Source organism: Streptomyces sp. NPDC004721 (genome assembly GCF_053601495.1).
Genome location: NZ_JBSGBZ010000004.1, coordinates 116,410 through 136,870, shown reverse-complemented (window position 1 = coordinate 136,870; position 20,461 = coordinate 116,410). Strand labels below are relative to the sequence as shown.

The 20,461-nt window shown below is 72.4% G+C and carries 18 protein-coding genes and 1 pseudogene; 8 read left to right on the top strand and 11 right to left on the bottom strand.

All coding sequences use genetic code 11. The annotated features are described in order from the left end of the window. The first annotated feature begins 120 nt into the window (after positions 1-120). The gene (locus tag ACWEK3_RS04905; RefSeq protein WP_453248943.1) at positions 121-1,569 is read left to right on the top strand and encodes an amino acid permease; all 1,449 of its coding nucleotides are present in this window, start codon (positions 121-123) and stop codon (positions 1,567-1,569) included. A 6-nt stretch (positions 1,570-1,575) separates the two neighbouring features. On the opposite strand, the gene ACWEK3_RS04900 is transcribed toward ACWEK3_RS04905, so the two are convergent. Beyond that, positions 1,576-2,400, bottom strand: coding sequence for an alpha/beta fold hydrolase (locus ACWEK3_RS04900; protein WP_450541679.1), 825 nt, complete (start codon positions 2,398-2,400; stop codon positions 1,576-1,578). Positions 2,401-2,458: 58 nt separating this feature from the next. Between ACWEK3_RS04900 and ACWEK3_RS04895 the strand changes: the two genes are divergently transcribed. After that, complete coding sequence (locus ACWEK3_RS04895; RefSeq protein ID WP_450541681.1) at positions 2,459-2,956, top strand: MarR family winged helix-turn-helix transcriptional regulator; 498 nt, start codon at positions 2,459-2,461, stop codon at positions 2,954-2,956. Positions 2,957-2,962: 6 nt separating this feature from the next. On the opposite strand, the gene ACWEK3_RS04890 is transcribed toward ACWEK3_RS04895, so the two are convergent. Beyond that, entirely contained in the window at positions 2,963-4,126 is a 1,164-nt protein-coding gene (locus ACWEK3_RS04890) for a CapA family protein (RefSeq protein WP_450541683.1), read from the bottom strand. Positions 4,127-4,336: 210 nt separating this feature from the next. Between ACWEK3_RS04890 and ACWEK3_RS04885 the strand changes: the two genes are divergently transcribed. The 3 genes from ACWEK3_RS04885 to ACWEK3_RS04875 all read left to right on the top strand — a co-directional run bounded on the left by ACWEK3_RS04885 (position 4,337) and on the right by ACWEK3_RS04875 (position 6,365). Then, positions 4,337-4,885, top strand: a complete 549-nt coding sequence (locus tag ACWEK3_RS04885) for a sigma-70 family RNA polymerase sigma factor (RefSeq protein WP_141355925.1) — start codon at positions 4,337-4,339, stop codon at positions 4,883-4,885. A 148-nt stretch (positions 4,886-5,033) separates the two neighbouring features. Continuing rightward, on the top strand, positions 5,034-5,549 hold the full coding sequence (locus ACWEK3_RS04880) for a hypothetical protein (RefSeq protein ID WP_365417009.1): 516 nt from the start codon (positions 5,034-5,036) through the stop codon (positions 5,547-5,549). Positions 5,550-5,714: 165 nt separating this feature from the next. Then, on the top strand, positions 5,715-6,365 hold the full coding sequence (locus ACWEK3_RS04875) for an anti-sigma factor family protein (RefSeq protein ID WP_453248942.1): 651 nt from the start codon (positions 5,715-5,717) through the stop codon (positions 6,363-6,365). A 4-nt stretch (positions 6,366-6,369) separates the two neighbouring features. Here the strand turns inward: ACWEK3_RS04875 and ACWEK3_RS04870 are convergent, their stop codons facing one another. Both ACWEK3_RS04870 and ACWEK3_RS04865 read right to left on the bottom strand, forming a co-directional pair. Then, positions 6,370-7,233, bottom strand: a complete 864-nt coding sequence (locus tag ACWEK3_RS04870; protein ID WP_361417627.1) for an Fpg/Nei family DNA glycosylase — start codon at positions 7,231-7,233, stop codon at positions 6,370-6,372. Positions 7,234-7,327: 94 nt separating this feature from the next. Then, the gene (locus tag ACWEK3_RS04865; protein WP_450541687.1) at positions 7,328-9,415 is read right to left on the bottom strand and encodes a SpoIIE family protein phosphatase; all 2,088 of its coding nucleotides are present in this window, start codon (positions 9,413-9,415) and stop codon (positions 7,328-7,330) included. A gap of 100 nt (positions 9,416-9,515) precedes the next feature. Here ACWEK3_RS04865 and ACWEK3_RS04860 point away from each other — a divergent pair, with 100 nt between their 5' ends. Then, positions 9,516-10,946: a lipase maturation factor family protein gene (locus ACWEK3_RS04860; RefSeq protein ID WP_453248941.1), complete on the top strand. Its 1,431-nt coding sequence runs from the start codon at positions 9,516-9,518 to the stop codon at positions 10,944-10,946. Between the two features lie 40 nt (positions 10,947-10,986). Then, positions 10,987-11,394: a DUF3224 domain-containing protein gene (locus ACWEK3_RS04855; protein WP_450541691.1), complete on the top strand. Its 408-nt coding sequence runs from the start codon at positions 10,987-10,989 to the stop codon at positions 11,392-11,394. A 15-nt stretch (positions 11,395-11,409) separates the two neighbouring features. Here the strand turns inward: ACWEK3_RS04855 and ACWEK3_RS04850 are convergent, their stop codons facing one another. From ACWEK3_RS04850 to ACWEK3_RS04820, 7 genes and pseudogenes are all read right to left on the bottom strand, one after another. Further along, the gene (locus tag ACWEK3_RS04850; protein WP_453248940.1) at positions 11,410-12,249 is read right to left on the bottom strand and encodes an amidohydrolase family protein; all 840 of its coding nucleotides are present in this window, start codon (positions 12,247-12,249) and stop codon (positions 11,410-11,412) included. After that, positions 12,246-13,229 (bottom strand): aldo/keto reductase, encoded by a 984-nt coding sequence (locus tag ACWEK3_RS04845; RefSeq protein ID WP_453248939.1) that lies wholly within the window; start codon positions 13,227-13,229, stop codon positions 12,246-12,248. The genes ACWEK3_RS04850 and ACWEK3_RS04845 overlap by 4 nt, the downstream gene beginning before the upstream one ends. A gap of 89 nt (positions 13,230-13,318) precedes the next feature. Continuing rightward, a pseudogene (locus ACWEK3_RS04840) lies at positions 13,319-13,684 on the bottom strand (enolase C-terminal domain-like protein); the annotation flags it as partial. A 61-nt stretch (positions 13,685-13,745) separates the two neighbouring features. Further along, the gene (locus ACWEK3_RS04835; RefSeq protein WP_376403345.1) at positions 13,746-14,213 is read right to left on the bottom strand and encodes a DUF4231 domain-containing protein; all 468 of its coding nucleotides are present in this window, start codon (positions 14,211-14,213) and stop codon (positions 13,746-13,748) included. A gap of 104 nt (positions 14,214-14,317) precedes the next feature. Further along, positions 14,318-17,329: an alpha-mannosidase gene (locus ACWEK3_RS04830; protein WP_453248938.1), complete on the bottom strand. Its 3,012-nt coding sequence runs from the start codon at positions 17,327-17,329 to the stop codon at positions 14,318-14,320. 51 nt (positions 17,330-17,380) lie between these two features. After that, on the bottom strand, positions 17,381-18,610 hold the full coding sequence (locus ACWEK3_RS04825; RefSeq protein ID WP_453248937.1) for a flotillin family protein: 1,230 nt from the start codon (positions 18,608-18,610) through the stop codon (positions 17,381-17,383). Between the two features lie 33 nt (positions 18,611-18,643). Further along, positions 18,644-18,895 (bottom strand): hypothetical protein, encoded by a 252-nt coding sequence (locus ACWEK3_RS04820; RefSeq protein ID WP_361417600.1) that lies wholly within the window; start codon positions 18,893-18,895, stop codon positions 18,644-18,646. Positions 18,896-19,082: 187 nt separating this feature from the next. On the opposite strand from ACWEK3_RS04820, the gene ACWEK3_RS04815 reads away from it, so the two are divergent. Next, positions 19,083-20,435 (top strand): amidase, encoded by a 1,353-nt coding sequence (locus ACWEK3_RS04815; protein WP_453248936.1) that lies wholly within the window; start codon positions 19,083-19,085, stop codon positions 20,433-20,435. The last annotated feature ends 26 nt before the right edge of the window (positions 20,436-20,461 follow it).

The following is a 20,461-nucleotide window of genomic DNA, read 5'->3' as shown; positions in this document are numbered from 1 at the left end:
CTGCGCGGCGGGCGGCCGGGTGCCGCCGCCCGGACCGTGCGCGGTGTCTTCCGTACCCGGCGGTGCTGGGCCATCATGATCCGCCGTCAGCCGTTTGCCGTCTGTGAAGAGGTGAGACGCATGGCCGGGCTCCGGATGGGTGAGGGCATTCTCCGCCGCAAACCCATCGAACACATCGAGGAGACGGAAGCCGCCGAGGGACCACGCCTGGAAAGAACCCTCGGATTGTGGCAGCTGACCGCGATCGGCGTGGGCGGCATCATCGGGGCGGGCATCTTCACCCTCGCCGGCACGGTGGCCAACGGTACGGCGGGTCCCGCGGTGCTGGTGTCCTTCCTCGTCGCCGGTGTCGCCAGCGCGGCGGCGGCCCTGTCGTACGCCGAGTTCGCGGGCCTGATCCCGAAGGCGGGCTCGGCCTACACCTACGGCTACGCGGTGCTCGGCGAGTTCGCCGGCTGGTTCATCGGCTGGGACCTGCTCCTGGAGTACACGGCGATCGTGGCGGTGGTCGCGATCGGCATCTCCGGTTACTTCAGCTTCCTGGTCGAGGACATGGGCGCGCATCTGCCCGCCTGGATGCTGGGCGCGCCCGGCACCGGCGCCGGACACAAGGTCGACCTGTTCGCGGCGATCCTGTGCCTGCTGATCGCCTGGCTGCTGAACCTCGGCATCCGCAGCGCGGCCCGCTTCGAGACGATCGTGGTGGGGCTGAAGGTGCTGGTCGTGCTGGTGGTGATCGTGGTCGGCGTCTTCCACGTCAACACCGCCAACTACCACCCGTTCTTCCCCTACGGGGTCGGCGGGGCGTTCACTGGTGCGGCGACGGTGTTCTTCGCGGTCTTCGGCTACGACGCGATGTCGACGGCGGCCGAGGAGTCCAAGGACGCGCAGCGGCACATGCCGAAGGCGATCATCTACTCGCTGGCGATCGCGATGGTGCTGTACGTGGCGGCGTGTCTGGTGCTGACCGGCATGCAGAACTACAAGGGCATCAACAAGGAGAGCGGCTTCTCCACCGCGTTCAAGTCGGTGGGGCTGAGCCGGCTGGCGGACGTGATCGCGGTGGGCGCGATCATCGGCATCCTTACTGTCATGTTCACGTTCATGCTGGGTGTGACCCGGGTGTGGTTCGCCATGTCCCGGGACGGGCTGCTGCCCAAGTGGTTCGCGAAGACGCACCCCACGCGGCACGTGCCGACGCGGGTGACGTGGATCGTCGGGGTGGCGTCGGCCGTCATCGCGGGGTTCCTGCCGATCGCGGAGGCGGCCGAACTGACCAACATCGGCATCCTGCTGGCGTTCGTGGTGGTGTGCACGGCGGTGATCGTGCTGCGCTACCGGCAGCCGGACCTGCCGCGCGGCTTCCGTACGCCGTGGATGCCGTTCGTGCCGGCGCTGGGTGTGGTCTTCTCGCTCTGGCTGATCACGTTCCTGAAGTGGGAGACCTGGGTGCGGTTCGCCGTGTGGTTCCTGATCGGGTGCGTGGTCTACTTCGGGTACTCGTACAAGCGCTCGGAGCTGGCCCGGCGTCAGGGCCTGCCGGAGGACCTGCCGGGCCGGGGGCCGTGACGGCGTTCAGCGGGCCGGGAGGGCGCGGACGAAGTCGGCGACGATCTCGCTGAACTCCTCCGGCTTCTCCAGGTTCGGGTAGTGGGCGGTGCCCTCGATCGTCACGGAGCGGCCGTCGGGGACCGTGCGGGCGAGGCGTTCGGCCTCGGCGATGAGGTCGGGTGTCTCGAGGGCGCCGTTGACGGTGAGCACGGGGACACCGATCTTCGGCACGCGGCCCCAGGAGCCGGTCATCGGCACGTGCCAGTTCTTCTCGTCGGCGGTGTGCTTGGACAGGGTGTGCAGGGCCATGTCGCGCAGCCGGCGCAGGATGTCCTGGTCCATGTCGTCCGGGGTGCGGTGCGGGCCGGGCGCGAAGCGCAGGAAGGACGCGAGCCAGCCCTCGATGTCGCCGGCGCCCAGGGCGCGGGCCGACTCGGCCTGCGTCTGCCGCGCCCACGGGTCGGTGTACTGGAACTCGCTGGTGGCGGCGCCGCAGGCCACGACCCCGCGGACCAGTTCCGGGTACTCCAGCACGGTGTCGGTGACGATGGCGCCGCCCATCGAGACGCCGACGAGCACCGCCGGGCCGGCGTCGAGGTGGCGCAGCAGCGCGGCGAGGTCGTCGGCCCAGCGGAACGGCCCGGTCGCGTTGGCGGAAAAGCCGTGGCCGCGTACGTCCGGGGCGATGACCCGGAACTCGGCGGCGAGGGCCGTGATCTGGGCGTCGAGGACGCGGTGGTCGACCCAGCCGGAGTGCACCAGGACCACGGGGTCCCCACTGCCGGTGTCGAGGTAGGCGAGGTCGCCGTCGGAGGAAGGGAGGAAACGCAGATCCGCAGCAGCAGTCATGACAACCAGGGTGTCATTTCGCGGAGGGGTTTGGCAACCAAGGTGTCATGATGGTGCGATGAGCGACATCGACAGCGACATCGACGACGGTCCCGAGACCCCCCTCCCACCGGACGAACTCGGCCACCGCCTCACCGAGGTGTTCGACCTGGTGGGCCCGCTGTACCGGCGGGTGCAGCGCAAGGTCGAGCAGGGCGAGGCCGTCGAGGGGCTGTCCGTCGGCGTACGGGCCGTGCTCGACCTGCTGCACAAGCACGGCCCGATGACCGTTCCGCAGATGGGGCGCGCGCAGGCGATCAGCCGCCAGTTCGTTCAGCGCATGGTGAACGACGCGGCGGCCCGCGGCCTGGTGCGCAGCGTCCCGAACCCTGCGCACCAGCGCTCGTCGCTGATCCGGCTCACGGACGCGGGCCGGGCGGCGATCACCGCGGTGCTGGCCCGTGAGCACCTGCTGCTGCGCCGGGTCGGGGGCGATCTGACGGAGTCCGAGGTACGGGCCTGCCTGCGCGTGCTCGGGGAGATGCTCGACCTCTTCGAGCACGTGGACGTCGACTGACCGGCCTCACTCCCCCATGACGAGCCCGTCCTTCGCCGCGCCCCGGCTGAGCACCGCGGTGCGGATCCGGTCGCGCACGCCCCGGAGGTCGGCGCCCTGGGCGATGGCCCTGCTCAGGTTCAGCACCCGGCCGGCGTCGAGGTCGAACACCTCGGGGACGAACTCGGCCCGGGCCACCTCCCAGCGCCCGCCGGGCCGGGCGGGCGGGGAGAAGGTGAAGCGGGCGAGGGTGCTCTGGTTGGCGCGCGGGTTCCGCGCGCCGCTGTCGTCGGTCGTGGCGCCGGTGATCTGGTCACCGAGGCCGTAGACCACCCAGGTGCCGTTGACCTTCTCGTAGGCCTGCGGGACATGGGCGTGGCTGCCGAGGATCAGGTCGACGTCGGGCCGGCCGCCGGAACGCGAGGCGGTCAGCTTCCGGGCGAGGGTCACTTGCTGCGCGTCGGGCGCGTCCTGCCATGCCTGGCCCCAGTTCAGGGACACGACCACGACCTCGGCACCCGCCTGGCGGGCGGCCCTGGCGTCCTCGATGATCCGCTTCTCGTCGATCACGCGCACGGCCCACGGCTGATCGGGAGGAAGGTCCTCGTTCGTCCCGTAGGTGTAGGCGAGGTGGGCGACCACGGCCCGCCCGGCCTGGAGGAGCGTGCCGCGTGACTCGCTCTCGGCGCGCGCCGTACCGGCGTGCCGCAGCCCGGCTTGGTCGAGGGCGTCCAGGGTGCGCTGGACACCGTCGGCGCCGTCGTCCAGGGCGTGTTCGGAGGCGGTGGCGCAACTGTCGTAGCCCGCCGCGGCCAGGGACGGCGCCAGCTCGGGCGGGGAGTTGTAGCGCGGGGCGCCGGCGTAGGACGCGTTCGCGCCGAAGACGGTGCCCAGGTGACACAGCGCCAGATCGGCACGGGAGACGATGTCCTTGACGCCGTCGAGCATCGGGCGGAAGTCGTGGCCCGAGCCGCCCGCGTCGAAGGCGGCCCGCTCCAGCACCGGGGTCTCGGGCAGGATGCCGCCGGAGGCGACGAGCGTGAACGCGCTGGGCGCGGTCGCTGAGTCCGGGGCCGGGGCGGCTCGTCCGGGCGGAGGGTGCTGCTCTTCCCTTTGGTGGGCCTGGCAGGCGGCGGCCGCGGTGAGGAGGGCCGTCACGACCAGGGACACCTGCTGTCTGCGTGCGATCATCAGTTCACCCCAAGGCGGTCGTATGGACAGACAAATGAGTACGAATCTGACGGCTTTCGCAAACGGTATCGGGGCTTCGTTAGCCCGTTCGTGTGCGACAAGGGGCCTGACGGACCGTTCGTCGTACCGTTCGCCGACGCGATCGACCGTCCGTCGCACAGCGGTGTGCGTGCCCTGTCCCCGTGCGGCCCCCTGCGATGCCATACGGCCATGACGGCCGGAACCACCCTCCCGCACGGGACGACGACCGCCGAGCACGAGCTCGCCGCACTGCAACGCGAGCACGGCCGACCACTCTTCGCACTGCTGCTGCGCCTGTGCGACGGCGACCGCCAGCGCGCCGAGGACCTGCTCCAGGAGACGCTCGTACGCGCCTGGCAGCACCCCGAGGCGCTGCGCGCCGACGCCTTCGACTCAGTGCGGCCGTGGCTGCTGACCGTGGCGCGCCGGCTCGCCATCGACGCACGCCGCGCCCGGCAGGCCCGCCCGCCCGAGGTCGGGGACGCGGACCTGGAGAACGCGCGGGTCATCGCCGACCACGCCGAGCGGTCCGCCGCGACGCTCGATGTCCGGGAGGCTGTGAAGACACTCACTCCCGAGCACCGTGAAGTCCTGGTGCTGGTGTACTTCCGGGGGGCCAGTGTGGCGGAGGCCGCCCGGACCCTGGGGATCCCACCCGGTACCGTGAAGTCCCGCGCGTACTACGCGCTGCGCGCCCTGCGCAGGATGCTTCCGGGATACGCGGCCGACCTGCGGTGAAACCGACTGCCGAGTCAAACCTCCGCAAAGCGCCTTGCCGTGGACCGCTGTTGAGTAATCGGCTGTCCTCATCCGTGTTCCGACAGGGGGCCCGCCCCCGGGACCCGGGGTCGGGCGAGAAGCGCGCACCGGAGGAAGGCAGGAAGGGATGCTGCACAGAGGTCACGAGAGCACGGACGGCCAGGGCGGCGGCGAACTGGCCGTCCCCATGGCCTGGTTGTACGCCGAGTACATCGCCGACGAACTGCTGCGTACTGGCGACCTGATGCCGCCGACGTCGTTCGAGTTCCGCGCCGGGCGGGACGCGCTGGCGCTCACCATCTTCCTCTCCGACACCGGCGGCGAGCTGTCCCGTGTCCGGGTGGTCTCCCAGCTGGAGACCTGGCTGTCGCTGACCGCGTACGACCAGCCGTGGCAGGACTGGGTGTGCGAGCGGATGGCCTGCCTCGCGGCCGAGGCGGACGCCCGCGGGGTGCCCTCGCCGGACCTGGCGCTGGCCGAGGCGGCCTGGCGCTGGCTGGAGGAGACCGAGTTGCTCGCGCCCGATCTGGACGCGGTGCCGGGCGGCGCGGGCGTGGTCGGCGAGGACGAGGGACCGAAGGTGTGGACGCCCGCCTGGCGGCTCGGACTGCCCCTCGGGCATCTGGCCATCCATCTCTTCTAGATCTTTTCTTCTAGATCTTTCTTGGAATCCGACCAATCCGCGAGGCCGGCCGCTCCGAACGTCTTGATTACGATTCGGAACGCGGCTGAGTGATTCCAGTGCCGGGTGCGTACGGGTGGGAGCAAGGAGTAACCCCACCCGCACTCACAGGCACGAGGATTCGGCATGAGGTCCCTGGAACGGCATCGCGACGTCGGCGCGTACGCGCTCGGCATGCTGGACGAGGCGGACGCCTTCCGCTTCGAGGACCACCTCATGGAGTGCGCTCGCTGCGCGGCGCACGTCACCGAGTTCGGACCCACGGCACGGCAGCTGATGCTGTACCGCCGCGCCACGCCGCGCTTCGTGCACCCCATGACCCGGCCCGGCCCCGCGCTGCTGGACCGGCTGCTCGGCGAGGTGGCACGGCGGCGCCGGGCCGGACGCCGGCACGTCCTCTACGGGCTGGCCGCCTCGGTGGTGCTCGCCGTGGGCGGACCCGCGGTCGCCGCCGTCGCAGGGCACACCGACGGGCCCGCCCGATACTCGGCGACCGACGCGGCCACGGGCGTGTGGGCCGAGGTCAGGGCCGCCGACCGGGACTGGGGCAGCGATGTGGAGGTGCGGGTCAAGGACGGCGCGGGCGCCTATTCCTGTCGGCTCGTCGTGGTCGGCCGGGACGGCTCGGAGCAGATCGTGACCACCTGGAACGTCCCCCCGCACGACGCGCGGCCCAGCACGGTCGCGGGCGGCACGACGATGCATCCGGGCCAGATCGACCGCTTCGAGGTGCGCACCGCGGACGGGCGGCCCCTGGTGACCCTCGACGCAGGCTGAGCCGTCACTTGAGCAGCCGGGACAGGCGCCGGTCGGCCAGCGGTTTCCCGCCCGTCTGGCAGGTCGGGCAGTACTGGAGCGAGGAGTCGCTGAAGGACACCTCGCGGATGGTGTCCCCGCACACCGGGCAGGGTTCGCCGGTCCGGCCGTGCACGCGCAGGCCGCCCTTCTTCTCCGCCTTCAGCCGTCCGGCGGCCAGGCCCCTGGAGCGCGCGACCGCCTCCGTCAGGGTGGTGCGCAAAGCCTCGTACAGGGTTCGTGTCTCCCGCGGCGTCAGGGAGGCGGCCAGCTTGAACGGGGACATCTTCGCCGCGTGCAGGATCTCGTCGCTGTAGGCGTTGCCGACACCCGCGATCAGGCCCTGGTCGCGCAGGGCGCCCTTGATCTGCCGCCGCTCCCCCGCGAGCAGCCGGGCGAACCGCTCCTCGTCGAAGTCGTCGGCCAGCGGGTCGGGTCCGAGGCGGGCCACTCCGGGCACCTCCTGCGGATCCCGTACGACGTGGACCGCGAGCCGCTTCTGGGTGCCGGCCTCGGTGAGGTCGAAGCCCGCGCCGTTCTCCAGGGCGACGCGCAGGGCGAGCGGGCCCTTGCCGGGGCGGGGCGCGCCGTCGGGCAGCCGGTCCTTCCACTGGAGCCAGCCCCCGCGGGCCAGATGGGTGACGAGGTGGGGGCCGCCGTCGGTGCTCAGGTCCAGGAACTTGCCGTGCCGGTGCACCGCGGTGACCTCGTGGCCTTCGAGGGCGGTGACCGGGGGGTCGTACGTCTTCAGCACGCTGATCGCGACGGGCAGTACGCGCACGATCTCGTGGCCGACCAGATGGTCGGTCAGGAAGTCCTTGAGCGCTTCGACCTCGGGCAGTTCCGGCATAGGTCCAGAGTGCCACCGGAGCCCCGGGACGCCATGCGGTGCGCCGGACGCCTCGGCTCTCGGCTCCCGGGTCTCGGCTCTGGGCTCTGGGCTCTCAGCTCTGGTCGGGGACCGCGAACTCGCACCACACGCACTTGCCACCGCCGCGCGCCTCCACGCCCCACACGTCGGTGAGCCGGTCCACGAGCAGCAGTCCCCGGCCGGAGACGCCGTCCTCTCCGGGTTCGCGGCGGCGCGGCAGGGCGCTGGAGGAGTCCTCGACCTCGATCCGCAGCCGCCGGTCCGGGCCGCTGAGGACCCGCAGGGTGACGATCGCGGCGCCCTCGGTGTGTATCAGGGCGTTGGTGATCAGTTCGTCGGCCACGAGTTCGATCTCGTACGAGTCCTCCCCGGCGCCCCAGGCCCGCACCGCCGTGCGGATCATGTGCCGGGCCCGGGTCAGGGCTTCGGGGTCGCCGGGGGCCACGTGCTGCTGGAGCCGGCCGACGGGCTGCCGCTCGGCCGGCACCCGGCGGCGCAGCACCAGCAGGGCCACGTCGTCGTCGCCGCCCCGCGCCTCGGCCATCGCGATCAGCCGGTCGGCGAGGTCCCGTACGTCGCCGGGTCCGGCGGCGACGGACCGCGCCAGGGCCCGTATGCCGTCGTCGAGGTCGGCGCCGGGCTGTTCGACCAGGCCGTCGGTGCACAGCACCAGGGACTGCCCGGGATCGAGCTCCATGGTGCCGACCGGGTACTCCAGGCTGCCGAACTCGGCGGACAGGCCGAGCGGCAGCCCCCCGTCGACGGCGACCCGGTGGCAGCTGCCGTCGTTGTGCCGGACCAGCGGGTCGATGTGCCCGGCCCGCACCAGCTGGACCACGCCGGTGGACAGGTCGGCCTCCGCGTACAGGCAGGTGGCGAAGCGGTCCGTGTCGAGTTCGTGCAGGAAGACCGAGGCGCGGGCCATCACGGTGGCCGGAGCGTGGCCCTCGGCGGCGTAGGCGCGCAGCACGATGCGGAGCTGGCCCATGACGGCGGCGGCGTGCGTGTCGTGACCCTGGACGTCGCCGATGACGGCGCCGACCCGGCCGCCGGGCAGCGGGATCAGGTCGTACCAGTCGCCGCCGATGTCCCGGCCCAGGGAGCCGCCCGCGTAGCCGGAGCGGTAGCGGACGGCGACGTCGGCGCCGGGCACGCTGGGGATGGTGCGCGGCAGCATGGCCTGTTGCAGGCCCTGGGCGAGGTCCTTCTCCTGCTCGTAGAGCATGGCCCGCTGGAGGCTCTGCGCGATGCTGCTGCCGAGGGCGATCAGGACGTTGCGCTCCTCCGAGGTGAAGCCCCGCCGGTCGCTGTAGAGCAGGCCCATGCCGCCGATCGGGCGGGCCTGGGCTATCAGCGGCAGATAGGCGGCCGAGGTGATGTCCAGTCCGGTGATGTGCGGCCACAGGATGGGGTAACGCTCGGCGAAGTCCTCCGGGGACTCGATGAAGCGGGGGCTGAGGGTACGCACGGCCTCGCTCATCGGGTACGGCTCGTCGATCCGGGTGACGCGGGTGCCCGGCACGGAGGAGCCCTCGGGGCCCTCGGCGACGAGCCGGATGCGGCCGGCCTCGACCAGGCCGAGGACCAGGCTCTTGGAGCCGAGGAGGGCCAGCCCGTGGGAGTCCTTGACGACGTCGATGACGTCCTGCACGGTGCGCGCGTGGGCGAGGGCGGCGGTGGCGGTCTCCACGACGTTGGTCTGATTGCGCCGGGCCGCGGCCTGGGCGGCCCGCTCCCGGCGGGCGGCGATGTCGTTGAGCTCCTCGGAGGCGTCCCGGATGATCCCGATGATCCTGCGCGGCCGGCTCGTCTGGTCGCGGCGGATGCAGCCCTGGATGTGGGCCCAGCGCAGACCGCCGTCGCGGCGGCGGAGACGGACGTAGGTGCCGTAGTTCTCGCGGCCCTCCTTCATCGCCTGGGCCACCAGCGAATCCAGGCGCTCGCGCTCGGACCGCAGCAGCCGCTCGCCCAGGGTGTCCGGACGGCCGTCGTTCTCCTCAGGGGTGATGTCGAAGATTCGGTGGGCCTGGGCGTCCAAGTGCACGAGCCCGGCGTCCAGGTCCCAGTCGAAGGTGCCCATGCCGTTGAGCGCCAGAATGGGTTCCGGGTGGGCGGGCCAGTCCTCCGGGAGTGACAGGGCAGGCGCTCCCTGATCAGCCATGGGGACACCTTGCCAGGGATTGACTGATTCTTCGAGCCGGGGGTGGGGTAGCCGGGGCCCGTGACTTTCCCGGAGGACGCGAGGAGAGGAGCGCTCGACCGTGGGTTGGTTCACCGCACCCGAATACTGGCTGAGCCGGCTGGTCTTCCAGCGGGCGCTGGCCGCGGTGTATCTCGTCGCGTTCCTGACGGCGGCCCTCCAGTTCCGCGCGCTGCTCGGCGAACGGGGCATGCTGCCGATCCCCCGTTTCCTCGAGCGGGTGCCGTTCACCCGGGCGCCGAGCCTGTTCCACCTGCGCTACTCCGACCGGCTCTTCGCGGCGGTCGCCTGGGCCGGGTGCGCGGTGTCGGCGGCGCTGGTCGCGGGCGCGGACTCGCTGGTGCCGTTGTGGGCGGCCATGCTGCTGTGGCTCGTCCCCTGGGCGCTGTATCTGTCGATCGTCAACGTCGGGCAGACCTGGTACGGCTTCGGATGGGAGTCGCTGCTGCTGGAGACCGGGTTCCTCGCGGTCTTCCTCGGCAACGACGAGGTGGCCCCGCCCGTCGTCGTGCTGTTCCTGCTGCGCTGGATCCTCTTCCGCGTCGAGTTCGGCGCCGGGCTGATCAAGCTGCGCGGCGACGCCTGCTGGCGGAAGCTGACCTGTCTGCACTACCACCACGAGACGCAGCCGATGCCGGGCCCGCTGAGCTGGTTCTTCCACCATCTGCCAAGCCCGGTGCACAAGGCGGAGGTGGCCGCCAACCACGTCACGCAGCTGATCGTGCCGTTCCTGCTGTTCACTCCGCAGCCCATTGCCACGGCCGGCGCCGCGCTGATGATCGTCACGCAGTTGTGGCTGGTGCTGTCCGGGAACTTCTCCTGGCTGAACTGGATCACGATCGTGCTGGCGCTGTCCACGGTCCGCTTCCCGGGGAACGCGCCGTCCGTGCCGGCCGCGCCGCTGTGGTACGAGGCCGTGGTCCTCGCCGTGGCCGCGCTGGTGGTGTTCCTCAGCTACCGCCCGGTGGTGAACATGGTCTCCCGCCGGCAGATCATGAACCGCTCCTTCGACCCGCTGCACCTGGTCAACACCTACGGCGCGTTCGGCAGCGTCAGCCGCGTCCGCTACGAGGTGGTGGTGGAGGGCACGCTGGACGAGGTACGGGACGAGGACCACGAGGAAGCGGACTGGCGGGAGTACGAGTTCCGGGGCAAGCCCGGTGATCCCCGGCACTGGCCGCGCCAGTTCGCGCCCTACCATCTGCGCCTGGACTGGATGATGTGGTTCGCCGCCCTGTCCCCGGCCTACGCGGGCGTCTGGTTCGGCGCGCTGGTGGAGCGGCTCCTGGAGAACGACCGCGACACCCTCCGGCTGCTGCGCCGCTCCCCCTTCCCGCCCGACGAGCCCCCGCGCTACGTCCGCGCCCGGCTCTTCCGCTACCACTACACGACGTGGCGGCAGCTGCGGGCGACCGGCGCCTGCTGGGACCGCGCCTATGTGCGGGACTTCCTGCCGCCGACCCGGCTGGCGGCCGGCACCCGGGAGCCGTGACCGGCCCCCGTTGTCGGACCCGGCCGGTACGGTCGCGGGCATGAGAGCTACGGGCACCTTCACCGTGAAGTCGTTCAACCCCACCGGTCTCAAGCCGGACCCGGACGTCTCCACCGGCCTCCCGGTCGGCGTCGCCACACTGGAGAAGCACTTCGAGGGCGAGATCACCGGCCGCGCGGCGACCCTGTTCACCGCCGCGTACGACCAGGAGTCCGGCGTCGGCACGTATGTGGCGATGGAGTCGTTCGAGGGCACGCTGCACGAGCGGCGGGGCGCCTTCAACTTCGTCCACTCGGCCACGACGACCGGGACCGACCGCACGGCCGAGTTCTTCACCGTCGTCCCGGCCAGCGGCACCGGCGAGCTGGCCGGGATCACCGGCACCGGCGGCCTGCGGATCGACGCGGACGGCACGCACCGGATCTGGTTCGACTACGAACTCGGCTGAGGCGCGCCCGTCCGGTCACAGTCCGTACACGCGAGTGGCCGTCCCCTCGAAGACGGCCGCGCGTTCGCCGGCGGTGAGCTTCGAGGTCAGCTCCCGGGCCGCGGCGAGGACCTCGGCGTATCCCGCGGCCAGGGTGCACACCGGCCAGTCCGAGCCGTACATCAGACGGTCCGGGCCGAAGGCGTCCAGGACCACGTCGGCGTAGGGGCGCAGATCGGCGGTGGTCCAGGTGGCGGGGTCGGCCTCGGTGACCAGGCCGGACAGTTTGCAGACGGTGTTGGGCAGGGCGGCGAGCGCCCGGACGGCCGTGGCCCAGGGCTCGCGTTCGCCCGAGGCGATCGGCGGCTTGCCCAGGTGGTCGAGGACGAAGGTCAGACCGGGATGGCCGACGGCTGACTCGACGCAGGCCGGGAGCTGGTGGGGGACGACGACCAGGTCGTGGACCAGGCCGGCGTCGGAGACCGCCGCCAGCCCCCGGCGGACATCGGGACGGAGCAGCCACCGCGGGTCGGGCTCGGCCTGGACCTGGTGGCGGACGCCCTTGAGGTGCCGGCCGCCGGGCAGGTCCCGCAGCCGGGCCAGTTCGGCCGCGATGTCGGACCGGGTGAGGTCCACCCAGCCGACCACGCCCGCGATCAGGTCGTGCGCGTCCGCCAGGGCCAGCAGCTCGGGGGTCTCTTCGGGCACGGTGACCGTCTGGACGAGGACCGTGCGGTCGACTCCGGCGGCACGGGCCTGCGGCTGAAGGTCCTCGACGGTGAAGTTCCGGCGCAGCGGCCGGAGTTCGTCTCCCGCAATCCAGTCCTGGTCGCGCACCGTCAGGTCCCAGACGTGGTGGTGGGCGTCGACGGTCATGGCATCGCCTCTCGTGACGGTTCCTCCGGGGGCAGCAGTCCGGTGTCTCTCAGCTCCTGCCAGAAGGCGGCGGGCACAGGTGCGGCGAACTGCTCGGCGCAGTCGCGGACTTCATCGGCCGAGCGGGTGCCGACCAGGACGGAGGCCACGGCCGGGTGGTGGGCGCAGAACCTCAGGGCCGCGCCCCGCAGGGTGAGGCCGTGACGGTCGGCCACCGCCTTCATGCGCTGGGCGCGCTCCACCAACTCCGGTGGGGCACTGTCGTAGTTGTACGTGGCTCCGGGCCTGGGGTCCGCAAGCAGGCCGGAGTTGAAGGCGCCGCCGATGACGACGGACACGCCCCGCTCGGCGGCCGCGGGCAGCAGCTCCGTCCGGGCGCGCTGGTCGAGCAGGGTGTACCGGCCGGCGCACAGCACCACGTCCACGTCCGTGTCGCGGACGAAGCGGGTCAGCATCTCCGACTGGTTCATGCCCGCCCCGATGGCCCCGACCACGCCCTGGGCGCGCAGTTCCTCCAGCGCCGGGTAGCCCTCGCGGAAGGCCTGCTCGGCGTGGTCGTCGGGGTCGTGGAGGTAGACGACGTCGACGCGGTCCAGGCCGAGCCGTTCGAGGCTGGCCTCCAGACTTCGCCGTACCCCGTCGGCGCTGAAGTCCCGGACCCGGCGGTGGCTGGCGGTCACGGCGAAACCGTGGGCGAGGTCGCTCCCGCCCCGGTCCGTGGGCTCGAGCAGGCGGCCGACCTTCGTGGAGATCGTGTACGCCGACCGGGGAAGGCTTCGCAGGGCCGCGCCGAGGCGGCGTTCGGACAGGCCGAGGCCGTAGTGCGGGGCGGTTTCGAAGTAGCGGATGCCCTGCTCCCAGGCGGCGGCCACGGCCGCCCGCGCCTGCTCCTCGTCCACTTCGGTGTAGAGGTTGCCGATGGCGGCGGCACCGAAGCCGAGGGCGCTGACCTCGACCCCGCTCCCGCCCAGCGTCCTCATCGGGCCTCCTGTCGCGGCCGCGGGCCCCGCCTGCCGCCGTCGACGGCGAGGGCGGTGCCGGTGGCGCCGGACAGCGGGCTCGCCAAGTCGGTGGCGACCCGCACCGGGGCGACGTCCTCCCGGACGGCCGCGCGGCCGAGGACGTCGTCGAAGCTGGTGGCTGCCTCGATCCAGTACGGGTCGAACTCGGCGAGCGCCCTGGTCCGGCGGATCGCCTGGGTCACCAGCCACTCGGGGTGGGCCCCGGCGAGCAGCCGCCGCAGGGGCGCGCCGGGGCGTTTGACGGCGACGTCCCACACCGCGTTGACGACCGCGCCGACCGCCATGTGCATCACGCCCTTCTCGGGCCCGGGCCGGGGAAGGTTCATCGCGTCGGAGCCGTCGAGTTCGCGCGAGGTGGGGAAGCGGATGTCGTAGGTGTTGACCGCGGTGATGCGGGCGGGCGTCGCGGACACGGATGGCCTTTCGGTCGGTGGCGGGGGAACTCGCGCGGGCGGGCCTGGATGCCGGTCGCTCTCAGGGGCCGGGGGCCGGCAGTGGCGGTTCCGGGCTGCGGGTCCGGGACTCGGACCATTCCCGCAGTTCGTCGGCGCCGACCTCCTCGATCACCGTCCGCAGGGTCTGCCGGGCCGCGGCGTCGCGTTCCGGTTCGGGCAGGAGCAGATACCGGTCGACGGCCCGGCGCAGGGTCTCGCGTGCCCGCGCGGTGAGCACCCAGCGGGAGCCGGGATCGTACAACTGCCGCATGCCGGTGAAGAACACGGCACCGCCCGCGATCACCGCGGTCAGCCAGGCCGGTGCGTGCAGACCGGCGGCGACGACCGTCACCGAGGTGGTGGCGAGGGCGCCCAGCTCCGTGCCGCGGTGCAGCCGCCTGGCCCGGTCGCAGGACCGGGTGTAGAACGTCAACTCCCGTTCGGCCAGGGCCAGCAGGGGATCCGGCTGGGCGGCCCAGGAGTGGTCGGGCACCGCTCTTCGTGTCATCGCCACATCATCGTGGCCCCGCACCCCACCGGAAAAGAGCGGCACGGCTCACCGGGAAAGACCGGCACGGCCCGATCCCGCCGCGCCGCCCCCGGTCCAGGGCCTCACGCGCGCCGCAGCCGCAGCGTCATCAGCTCGAACGGGCGCAGCCGCACGGCGATCCGGCCGCCGTCCCGCTCCGGTTCGGCCGCCTCGGGCAGGGCCCGCTCCAGCAGATCCGTCACCGTCACGTCCGCGACCTCGAACCCGGCCGTCAAGGTCGCCCTGGCCCGGCCGCCGTGGGCCTCGTGGAAGCGGACCACCACGTCACCGCTGCCGTCGTCGGCCAGTTTCACCGCCGTCACGACCACCGCGTCCTCGTCCACCGTCACCAGGGGAGCCACCTCCCCGCCGCCGGTCAGCCGCCGCTCGGGCACATTGATCCGCCAGCCCTCGCGGACCGCGACCCCGATGTCCGCGCCCGGCACCAGGGCGTGCCGGAAGCGGTGCGCGCCCTGGTCGGTCTCGGGGTCGGGGAAGCGCGGGGCGCGCAGCAGCGACATCCGGACCGTGGTGGTGGTGCCCCGGTCGCCGTCGGTGCGGACCGTGCGGGTCACATCGTGGCCGTACGTCGAGTCGTTGACGACGGCGACGCCCCAGCCGGGCTCGGCCACGTGCACGAAACGGTGGTTGCAGGCCTCGAACTTGGCCGCGTCCCAGGAGGTGTTGGTGTGGGTGGGGCGGTAGAAGTGCCCGAACTGCGTCTCCGACGCGTACCGTTCGGCGTGCACGTCGAGCGGGAAGGCCAGCTTGAGGAACTTCTCCGTCTCGTACCAGTCCACCTCCGTGTCCAGCACCAGCCGCCGCTCCCCCGCCGGAAGCGACAGCACCTGGGTGACCCGGGAGTCCCCGAAGGCCCGTACGACCCGCACCGAGGCGCCATCCTCGCCGGCCGTGACGGACTCGGCGTCCGTGAGGTCGGTGACCGTGTTGCGGTAGAACTCGTCCACGTCCCAGGCGTCCCACATGTTCGGGAGGTCCGGGTGCAGTTGGAGGAGGTTCGCGGCCCGGCCCGGAGCGATCGTCTCCCGGCCGGCCTCGATGTCGTACACCGAGACGACCAGGCCCCGGTGGTCGATCCCGATCCACAGCAGACCGTTGTCCAGTACGTGCCCGCCGTCCGCGCGGGGCCTCAGCTCCGTGCTTCCCCCGATGGCGGGGGTGGCGGCGCCGCCGGCCGGGACGCCCGCCCGCGCGTGCGGGGCCGCGTTGAAGACCAGCGGTGTGGCGCCCTCACCCGCCAGCGCGCGTTGCGCGGACTCGACGATCCGGTTCAGCTCCCCGGCGATCCGCTCGTACGTGGCCCGCGCCTCGCGGTGCACCCAGGCGATGGAGGAGCCGGGCAGGATGTCGTGGAACTGGTGCAGCAGCACCGTCTTCCAGATCCGGTCCAACTCCTCGTAGGGGTAGGCGAATCCGGTGCGTACGGCCGCCGTCGCCGCCCACAGCTCGGCCTCCCGCAGCAGGTGTTCGCTGCGCCGGTTGCCCTGCTTGGTCCCGGCCTGGCTGGTGAGAGTGGCGCGGTGCAGCTCCAGGTACAACTCACCGACCCAGACGGGGGCTTGCGGGTACTCGGCCTCGGCCCGGTCGAAGAAGGCCCGCGGTGTCTCCCACAGCACCCTCGCGGAGCCCTCCAGGTCGCGCAGCCGGGCCGCCTTGGCGACCATCTCCCGGGTGGTGCCGCCGCCTCCGTCGCCCCAGCCGGTGGGTGCGAGGGAGTGCCGGGCGGCGCCCTTGTCCTTGAAGGTGCGTGCCGCGTGGGCGATCTCGCCGCCCGTCATGGAGCAGTTGTAGGTGTCGACGGGCGGGAAGTGGGTGAAGATCCGGGTGCCGTCGATGCCCTCCCACCAGAAGGTGTGGTGCGGGAACGCGTTCGTGCGTGACCAGGAGATCTTCTGCGTGAGCAGCCGGGTGGAGCCCGCCGCCCTGATGATCTGCGGCAGTCCGGCGGCGAAGCCGAACGTGTCGGGCAGCCAGGCCTCGTCGTTCTCGACGCCGAACTCGTCGAGGAAGAACCGCTTGCCGTGCACGAACTGCCGGGCCATCGCCTCCGAGCCGGGCATGTTGGTGTCGGACTCCACCCACATGCCGCCGGCCGGCACGAACCGCCCGTCCGCCACGGCCGTCTTCACCCGCGCCCACACCTCGGGCCGCCGCTCCTTGAGCCACGCCCACTGCTGAGCCTGGGACATGGCGAAGACGAACTCCGGCTCGTCCTCGAGCAGCGCGGTCATGTTGGACGCGGTGCGGGCCACCTTGCGCACCGTCTCGCGCAGCGGCCACAGCCACGCCGAGTCGATGTGGGCGTGCCCGACCGCGCTGATCCGGTGCGCGGAGACGGCGGCGGGCGCGGCCAGCACCTCGGTGAGCCGGGCGCGGGCCCGCTCCGCCGTGCCGTTCACGTCCTGGAGGTCGACCGCGTCGAGCGCCCCGTCCACCGCGCGCCGGATCTCCCAGCGGCGCTGCGAGTCCGCCGGCAGCTCGGCCATCAGCTCGCCCAGCACCTCCAGGTCGATGACGAGTTGCCAGACGTTCTCGTCGAACACGGCGAGGTCCATGCGTGTGAGCGTGTACTGCGGCTCGTCGCCCGCCGTCTCTCGGTCGCCGAGCGGAGTGGGCAGGAAACCGGGGATGACGGGGTTGGAGGCGGCCTCGATGTGCAGACGCACCTCCTCGCCGCCCAGGGCGGGGGCGCCGACGCGGACCCACTGGTTGCGCGGGTTGAGCCCTTTCACCGGGGTGCCGTCCGGCCGGAGGACCAGGCCCTCGCACTGGAAGCCGGGCATGTTCTCGTCGAAGCCGAGGTCGAGCAGGGCTTCGACGGTTCTCCCGGCCCATGCCTCGGGCACGGTGCCGGTCACCCGGAACCAGCTGGTGCCCCACGGCGCACCCCACCGGGTGCCCACCTCGATCGGCTCGGGCTCGGCGGCCAGGCCCTCGGCGACCGGTACGGGCTCGCCGGGCGCGTGCCACACCGCCACCTCCAGCGGGACGGACTCGGGATACACGGCGGGACGGATGCGCTCGCCGAGCACCCGCCGGAGGCGGGCCTCGACCAGGCCGCGGTCGTCATGCATGAGGGACGCTCCGTGGGGTGGGCGGGCGGCGGTCCGGACCCGGGGCGGGCATCAACGGGTTCGGGAGTCCGGCCGTTCCCCGTCGGCCGTGCCCTCGCGCGGCTCGGCTCCCTCGGTGTCCGGCCGCGGTGCGCTCGGGCCCCGCAGCGCGAGCCGGCCGTCGCCCTCCTCGGGGCGGGCGCCGCCGGAGTTCCGGTCGCCGTGGCCGTTCAGGTTCTGCCGGACCGAGTCCAGGATCGTCAGGCCCTGGGCGACCAGGCCGGCCGCGATCTCGCCGAGCCCGTCGGCGCCGTTCAGGACGTTGACGTTGGCCCCGGAGAGGCCTCCCGCGGCCTCCTTCACGATCAGCGGCAGCTGGTCGATCAGCATCCGGTCCAGGGCAACACGGTCGTACGACGCCGCGGCCTCGGCCTGGATCTTCATCCGCTGCGCCTCGGCGGCGGCGAGGACCCTGACGCGTTCGGCCTCGGCCTCGGCGGGCTTCACGATCTCGGCCACCAGCTCCTGCTGACGCAACTTGGCCTGCCGCTGAGCCAGTTCGGTCTGGGCGTCGAGCACCTCCTGCCGGGCGTGTGCCTGCGCCAGCGGGCCGGCCTGGGCCGACCGCGCCTGGGCCCGGTCCACCTCGGCCGAGTACTCCGCCTTCACCACCGCGGTCTGCCGGGCGTACTCGGCCTGCTTGCGCGCCGCCTCCTGCTCCGCCTGGGCGGCGGCCTGGTTGGCCTGGGCCTGGGCGATCTGGGCCTGCCGCCGGATGGCCGCCTTGTGCGGCGCGGACATCGCGTCGATGTAGCCGGTGTCCCCGTCGTCGATCGACTGGATCTGCAGCGAGTCCACGATCAGGCCGATCTTCGCCATCTCGGTCTTCGAGGTGTCCAGCACCTCGGCGGCGAGCTTCTGCCGTTCGGTGACGATCTCCTCGACCGTCATCGAGCCGATGATGGCCCGCAGATGGCCGGCGAAGATCCGGCCGGTCAGGACCGACATCTGGTCCTGGTCGGAGAGGAACCGCTGGCCCGCGTTGATGATGCTCTCGGTGTCGTTGCCGACCTTGAAGGCGATGACGGCGCGCACGTGCAGCGCGATGCCCTGCCTGGTGACGCAGGTCTCGACGACCTCGGACTCGCACATCGACAGGGTGAGGAAGCGGACCTTGCGGAAGACGGGGAGCACGAACTTGCCGTGGCCCGTCACCACCCGGAACGGCGCGCCCCCCAGGCCCCGCCTGCCTCCGGAGATCAGCATCGCCTCGTCGGGGGCGGGAACACGGTAACCGAACATGGTCTTGTTCTCCTTAGTCCGGATCAGCCCGGATCAGCCCCGATCCACAGGATCGTCCCGCAATCTCTCCAAGGGGTCGCCCCACGCGATGACGTCGACCTCACGGCATCCGCGTGATTCGACCACGAGCACCGTCGCACCGATCGGCAGCGGTTCCTGCGACCAGGCGAGGAAGGTCTCGGAACCGCCTCTGACCCGTACCAGGATCTCGCCCGGACCGGCGGAACCGCGCGTTCCGATGAGAAGCTCCCCCGTGCAGCCGATCACGGCCTCGTCCTGTGCCATCGCCGACCGGTTCCCCTCGTACGCGTCCTCCTCCTTCGACCTTAGACCCACTCGGACGGGCCGCATACGCCGCTGCACCGGCCTTTCCGCGGCGGGTGGCCTCTCGACGCGGCACCCGCCGCCGGGCACAGTTCTCCCTGCGTACCCGCGAGTACGAAACCGCCCGTCCCCCATCCGAGGAGCGCCCGTGACCAACTGGGCCGGCCGCAGTGCCGCCGAGATCGCCGCCGCCGTACGCGAGAGGCGGGCCACGCCCCGCGAGGTGGTGGCCGAGCACCTCGCCCGTATCGAGCGGCTCGACGGCCGCGTCGGCGCCTTCCGCACCGTCCGTGCCGAGGCCGCGCTCGAGGAGGCCGACGAGGTGGCGGCCCGCGGCGATCTGTCCGGACTGCCGCTCGCGGGTGTGCCGGTGGCCGTCAAGGACAACCTGGTGGTGCGGGGCGAGTCCAAGCGCGTGGGTTCGGCCGCGACCTCGGACACCCCGGCCGTCGACGACCATGTCACGGTGGCCCGGCTGCGGGCGGCGGGCGCGGTGGTCGTCGGGTTGACGAACGTTCCCGAGCTGTGCGTCTTCGGCACCACGGAGAGCGTCCACGGCACCACCCGCAACCCGTGGGACACCACCCGGAACGCGGGCGGCTCCTCGGGCGGCAGCGCGGCGGCGGTCGCCGCCGGCATGGTCCCGATCGCCCTCGGCAACGACGGAATGGGCTCGCTGCGCATCCCGGCCGCCAACTGCGGCCTGGTCACCATCAAGCCGGGTCACGGGGTGGTGCCCGCCGGCATCGGCGAAGGCGACTGGTTCGGCATGGCCGAGAACGGGCCGCTCGCCACGACCGTCGAGGACGCGCGGCTGATGCTCTCCGTGCTGGCCGGCACCGAGGCCGTACGCGGTCGGGAGGCGACCCCGCGCACGATCGCCGTGTCCGTGCGCAGCCCGCTCGCCGGGGTGGGCGTGAGCAGGCCCTACGCCGTTGCCACCCGGGACGCGGCGCGGTTGCTGGCGGGGGCCGGTCACCGGGTGCGCCGGGCCGAGCCGCCGTATCCGATGTCGCTGGGCGTGACGGCTCTGCGGCACTGGACGGCGGGCACCGCCGTGGACGCCGCGGGTCTGGACCCGCGGCGGCTGGCCCGGCGCACCCGGGTGCATGCCGCCGTGGGGCGGCGGTTCCTGAAGGGGGTGCGCGCGGATACGCGACGGGAGGCACTGCGGCGGCGGATGGAGTCGTTCTTCGCCGAGTACGAAGTGCTGCTCACCCCCGCGCTGGCCCGCCGCTCCCCGCAGGCCGGGCCCTGGCACGAGCGGGGCTGGCTGCGCAACGTACTGGCCGACACTTCCTACTCGCCGATGACCCCGCCGTGGAACCTGACCGGATGGCCCGCGATGGCGGTGCCGTTCGGCACGCTGCCCTCGGGCGCCCCGTGCGCCGTTCAACTGGTGGGCCGTCCGGGCTCGGAGGCGGACCTGCTGGACCTGGCGGAGGAGATCGAGCGGCGGTGCCCGTGGACCAGGACGGCGGACCTGCCGCCGGACACATAGGGCCGCCCCGGGCTCGCGGGGCCCGT

What these genes read in the sequence shown, in the direction of transcription:
- ACWEK3_RS04905 (WP_453248943.1), top strand. Translation starts at nt 121, where the DNA reads ATGGCCGGGCTCCGGATGGGTGAGGGCATTCTCCGCCGCAAACCCATC.
- ACWEK3_RS04900 (WP_450541679.1), bottom strand. Translation starts at nt 2,400, where the DNA reads ATGACTGCTGCTGCGGATCTGCGTTTCCTCCCTTCCTCCGACGGCGAC.
- ACWEK3_RS04895 (WP_450541681.1), top strand. Translation starts at nt 2,459, where the DNA reads ATGAGCGACATCGACAGCGACATCGACGACGGTCCCGAGACCCCCCTC.
- ACWEK3_RS04890 (WP_450541683.1), bottom strand. Translation starts at nt 4,126, where the DNA reads ATGATCGCACGCAGACAGCAGGTGTCCCTGGTCGTGACGGCCCTCCTC.
- ACWEK3_RS04885 (WP_141355925.1), top strand. Translation starts at nt 4,337, where the DNA reads ATGACGGCCGGAACCACCCTCCCGCACGGGACGACGACCGCCGAGCAC.
- ACWEK3_RS04880 (WP_365417009.1), top strand. Translation starts at nt 5,034, where the DNA reads ATGCTGCACAGAGGTCACGAGAGCACGGACGGCCAGGGCGGCGGCGAA.
- ACWEK3_RS04875 (WP_453248942.1), top strand. Translation starts at nt 5,715, where the DNA reads ATGAGGTCCCTGGAACGGCATCGCGACGTCGGCGCGTACGCGCTCGGC.
- ACWEK3_RS04870 (WP_361417627.1), bottom strand. Translation starts at nt 7,233, where the DNA reads ATGCCGGAACTGCCCGAGGTCGAAGCGCTCAAGGACTTCCTGACCGAC.
- ACWEK3_RS04865 (WP_450541687.1), bottom strand. Translation starts at nt 9,415, where the DNA reads ATGGCTGATCAGGGAGCGCCTGCCCTGTCACTCCCGGAGGACTGGCCC.
- ACWEK3_RS04855 (WP_450541691.1), top strand. Translation starts at nt 10,987, where the DNA reads ATGAGAGCTACGGGCACCTTCACCGTGAAGTCGTTCAACCCCACCGGT.
- ACWEK3_RS04850 (WP_453248940.1), bottom strand. Translation starts at nt 12,249, where the DNA reads ATGACCGTCGACGCCCACCACCACGTCTGGGACCTGACGGTGCGCGAC.
- ACWEK3_RS04845 (WP_453248939.1), bottom strand. Translation starts at nt 13,229, where the DNA reads ATGAGGACGCTGGGCGGGAGCGGGGTCGAGGTCAGCGCCCTCGGCTTC.
- ACWEK3_RS04835 (WP_376403345.1), bottom strand. Translation starts at nt 14,213, where the DNA reads ATGACACGAAGAGCGGTGCCCGACCACTCCTGGGCCGCCCAGCCGGAT.
- ACWEK3_RS04830 (WP_453248938.1), bottom strand. Translation starts at nt 17,329, where the DNA reads ATGCATGACGACCGCGGCCTGGTCGAGGCCCGCCTCCGGCGGGTGCTC.
- ACWEK3_RS04825 (WP_453248937.1), bottom strand. Translation starts at nt 18,610, where the DNA reads ATGTTCGGTTACCGTGTTCCCGCCCCCGACGAGGCGATGCTGATCTCC.
- ACWEK3_RS04820 (WP_361417600.1), bottom strand. Translation starts at nt 18,895, where the DNA reads ATGGCACAGGACGAGGCCGTGATCGGCTGCACGGGGGAGCTTCTCATC.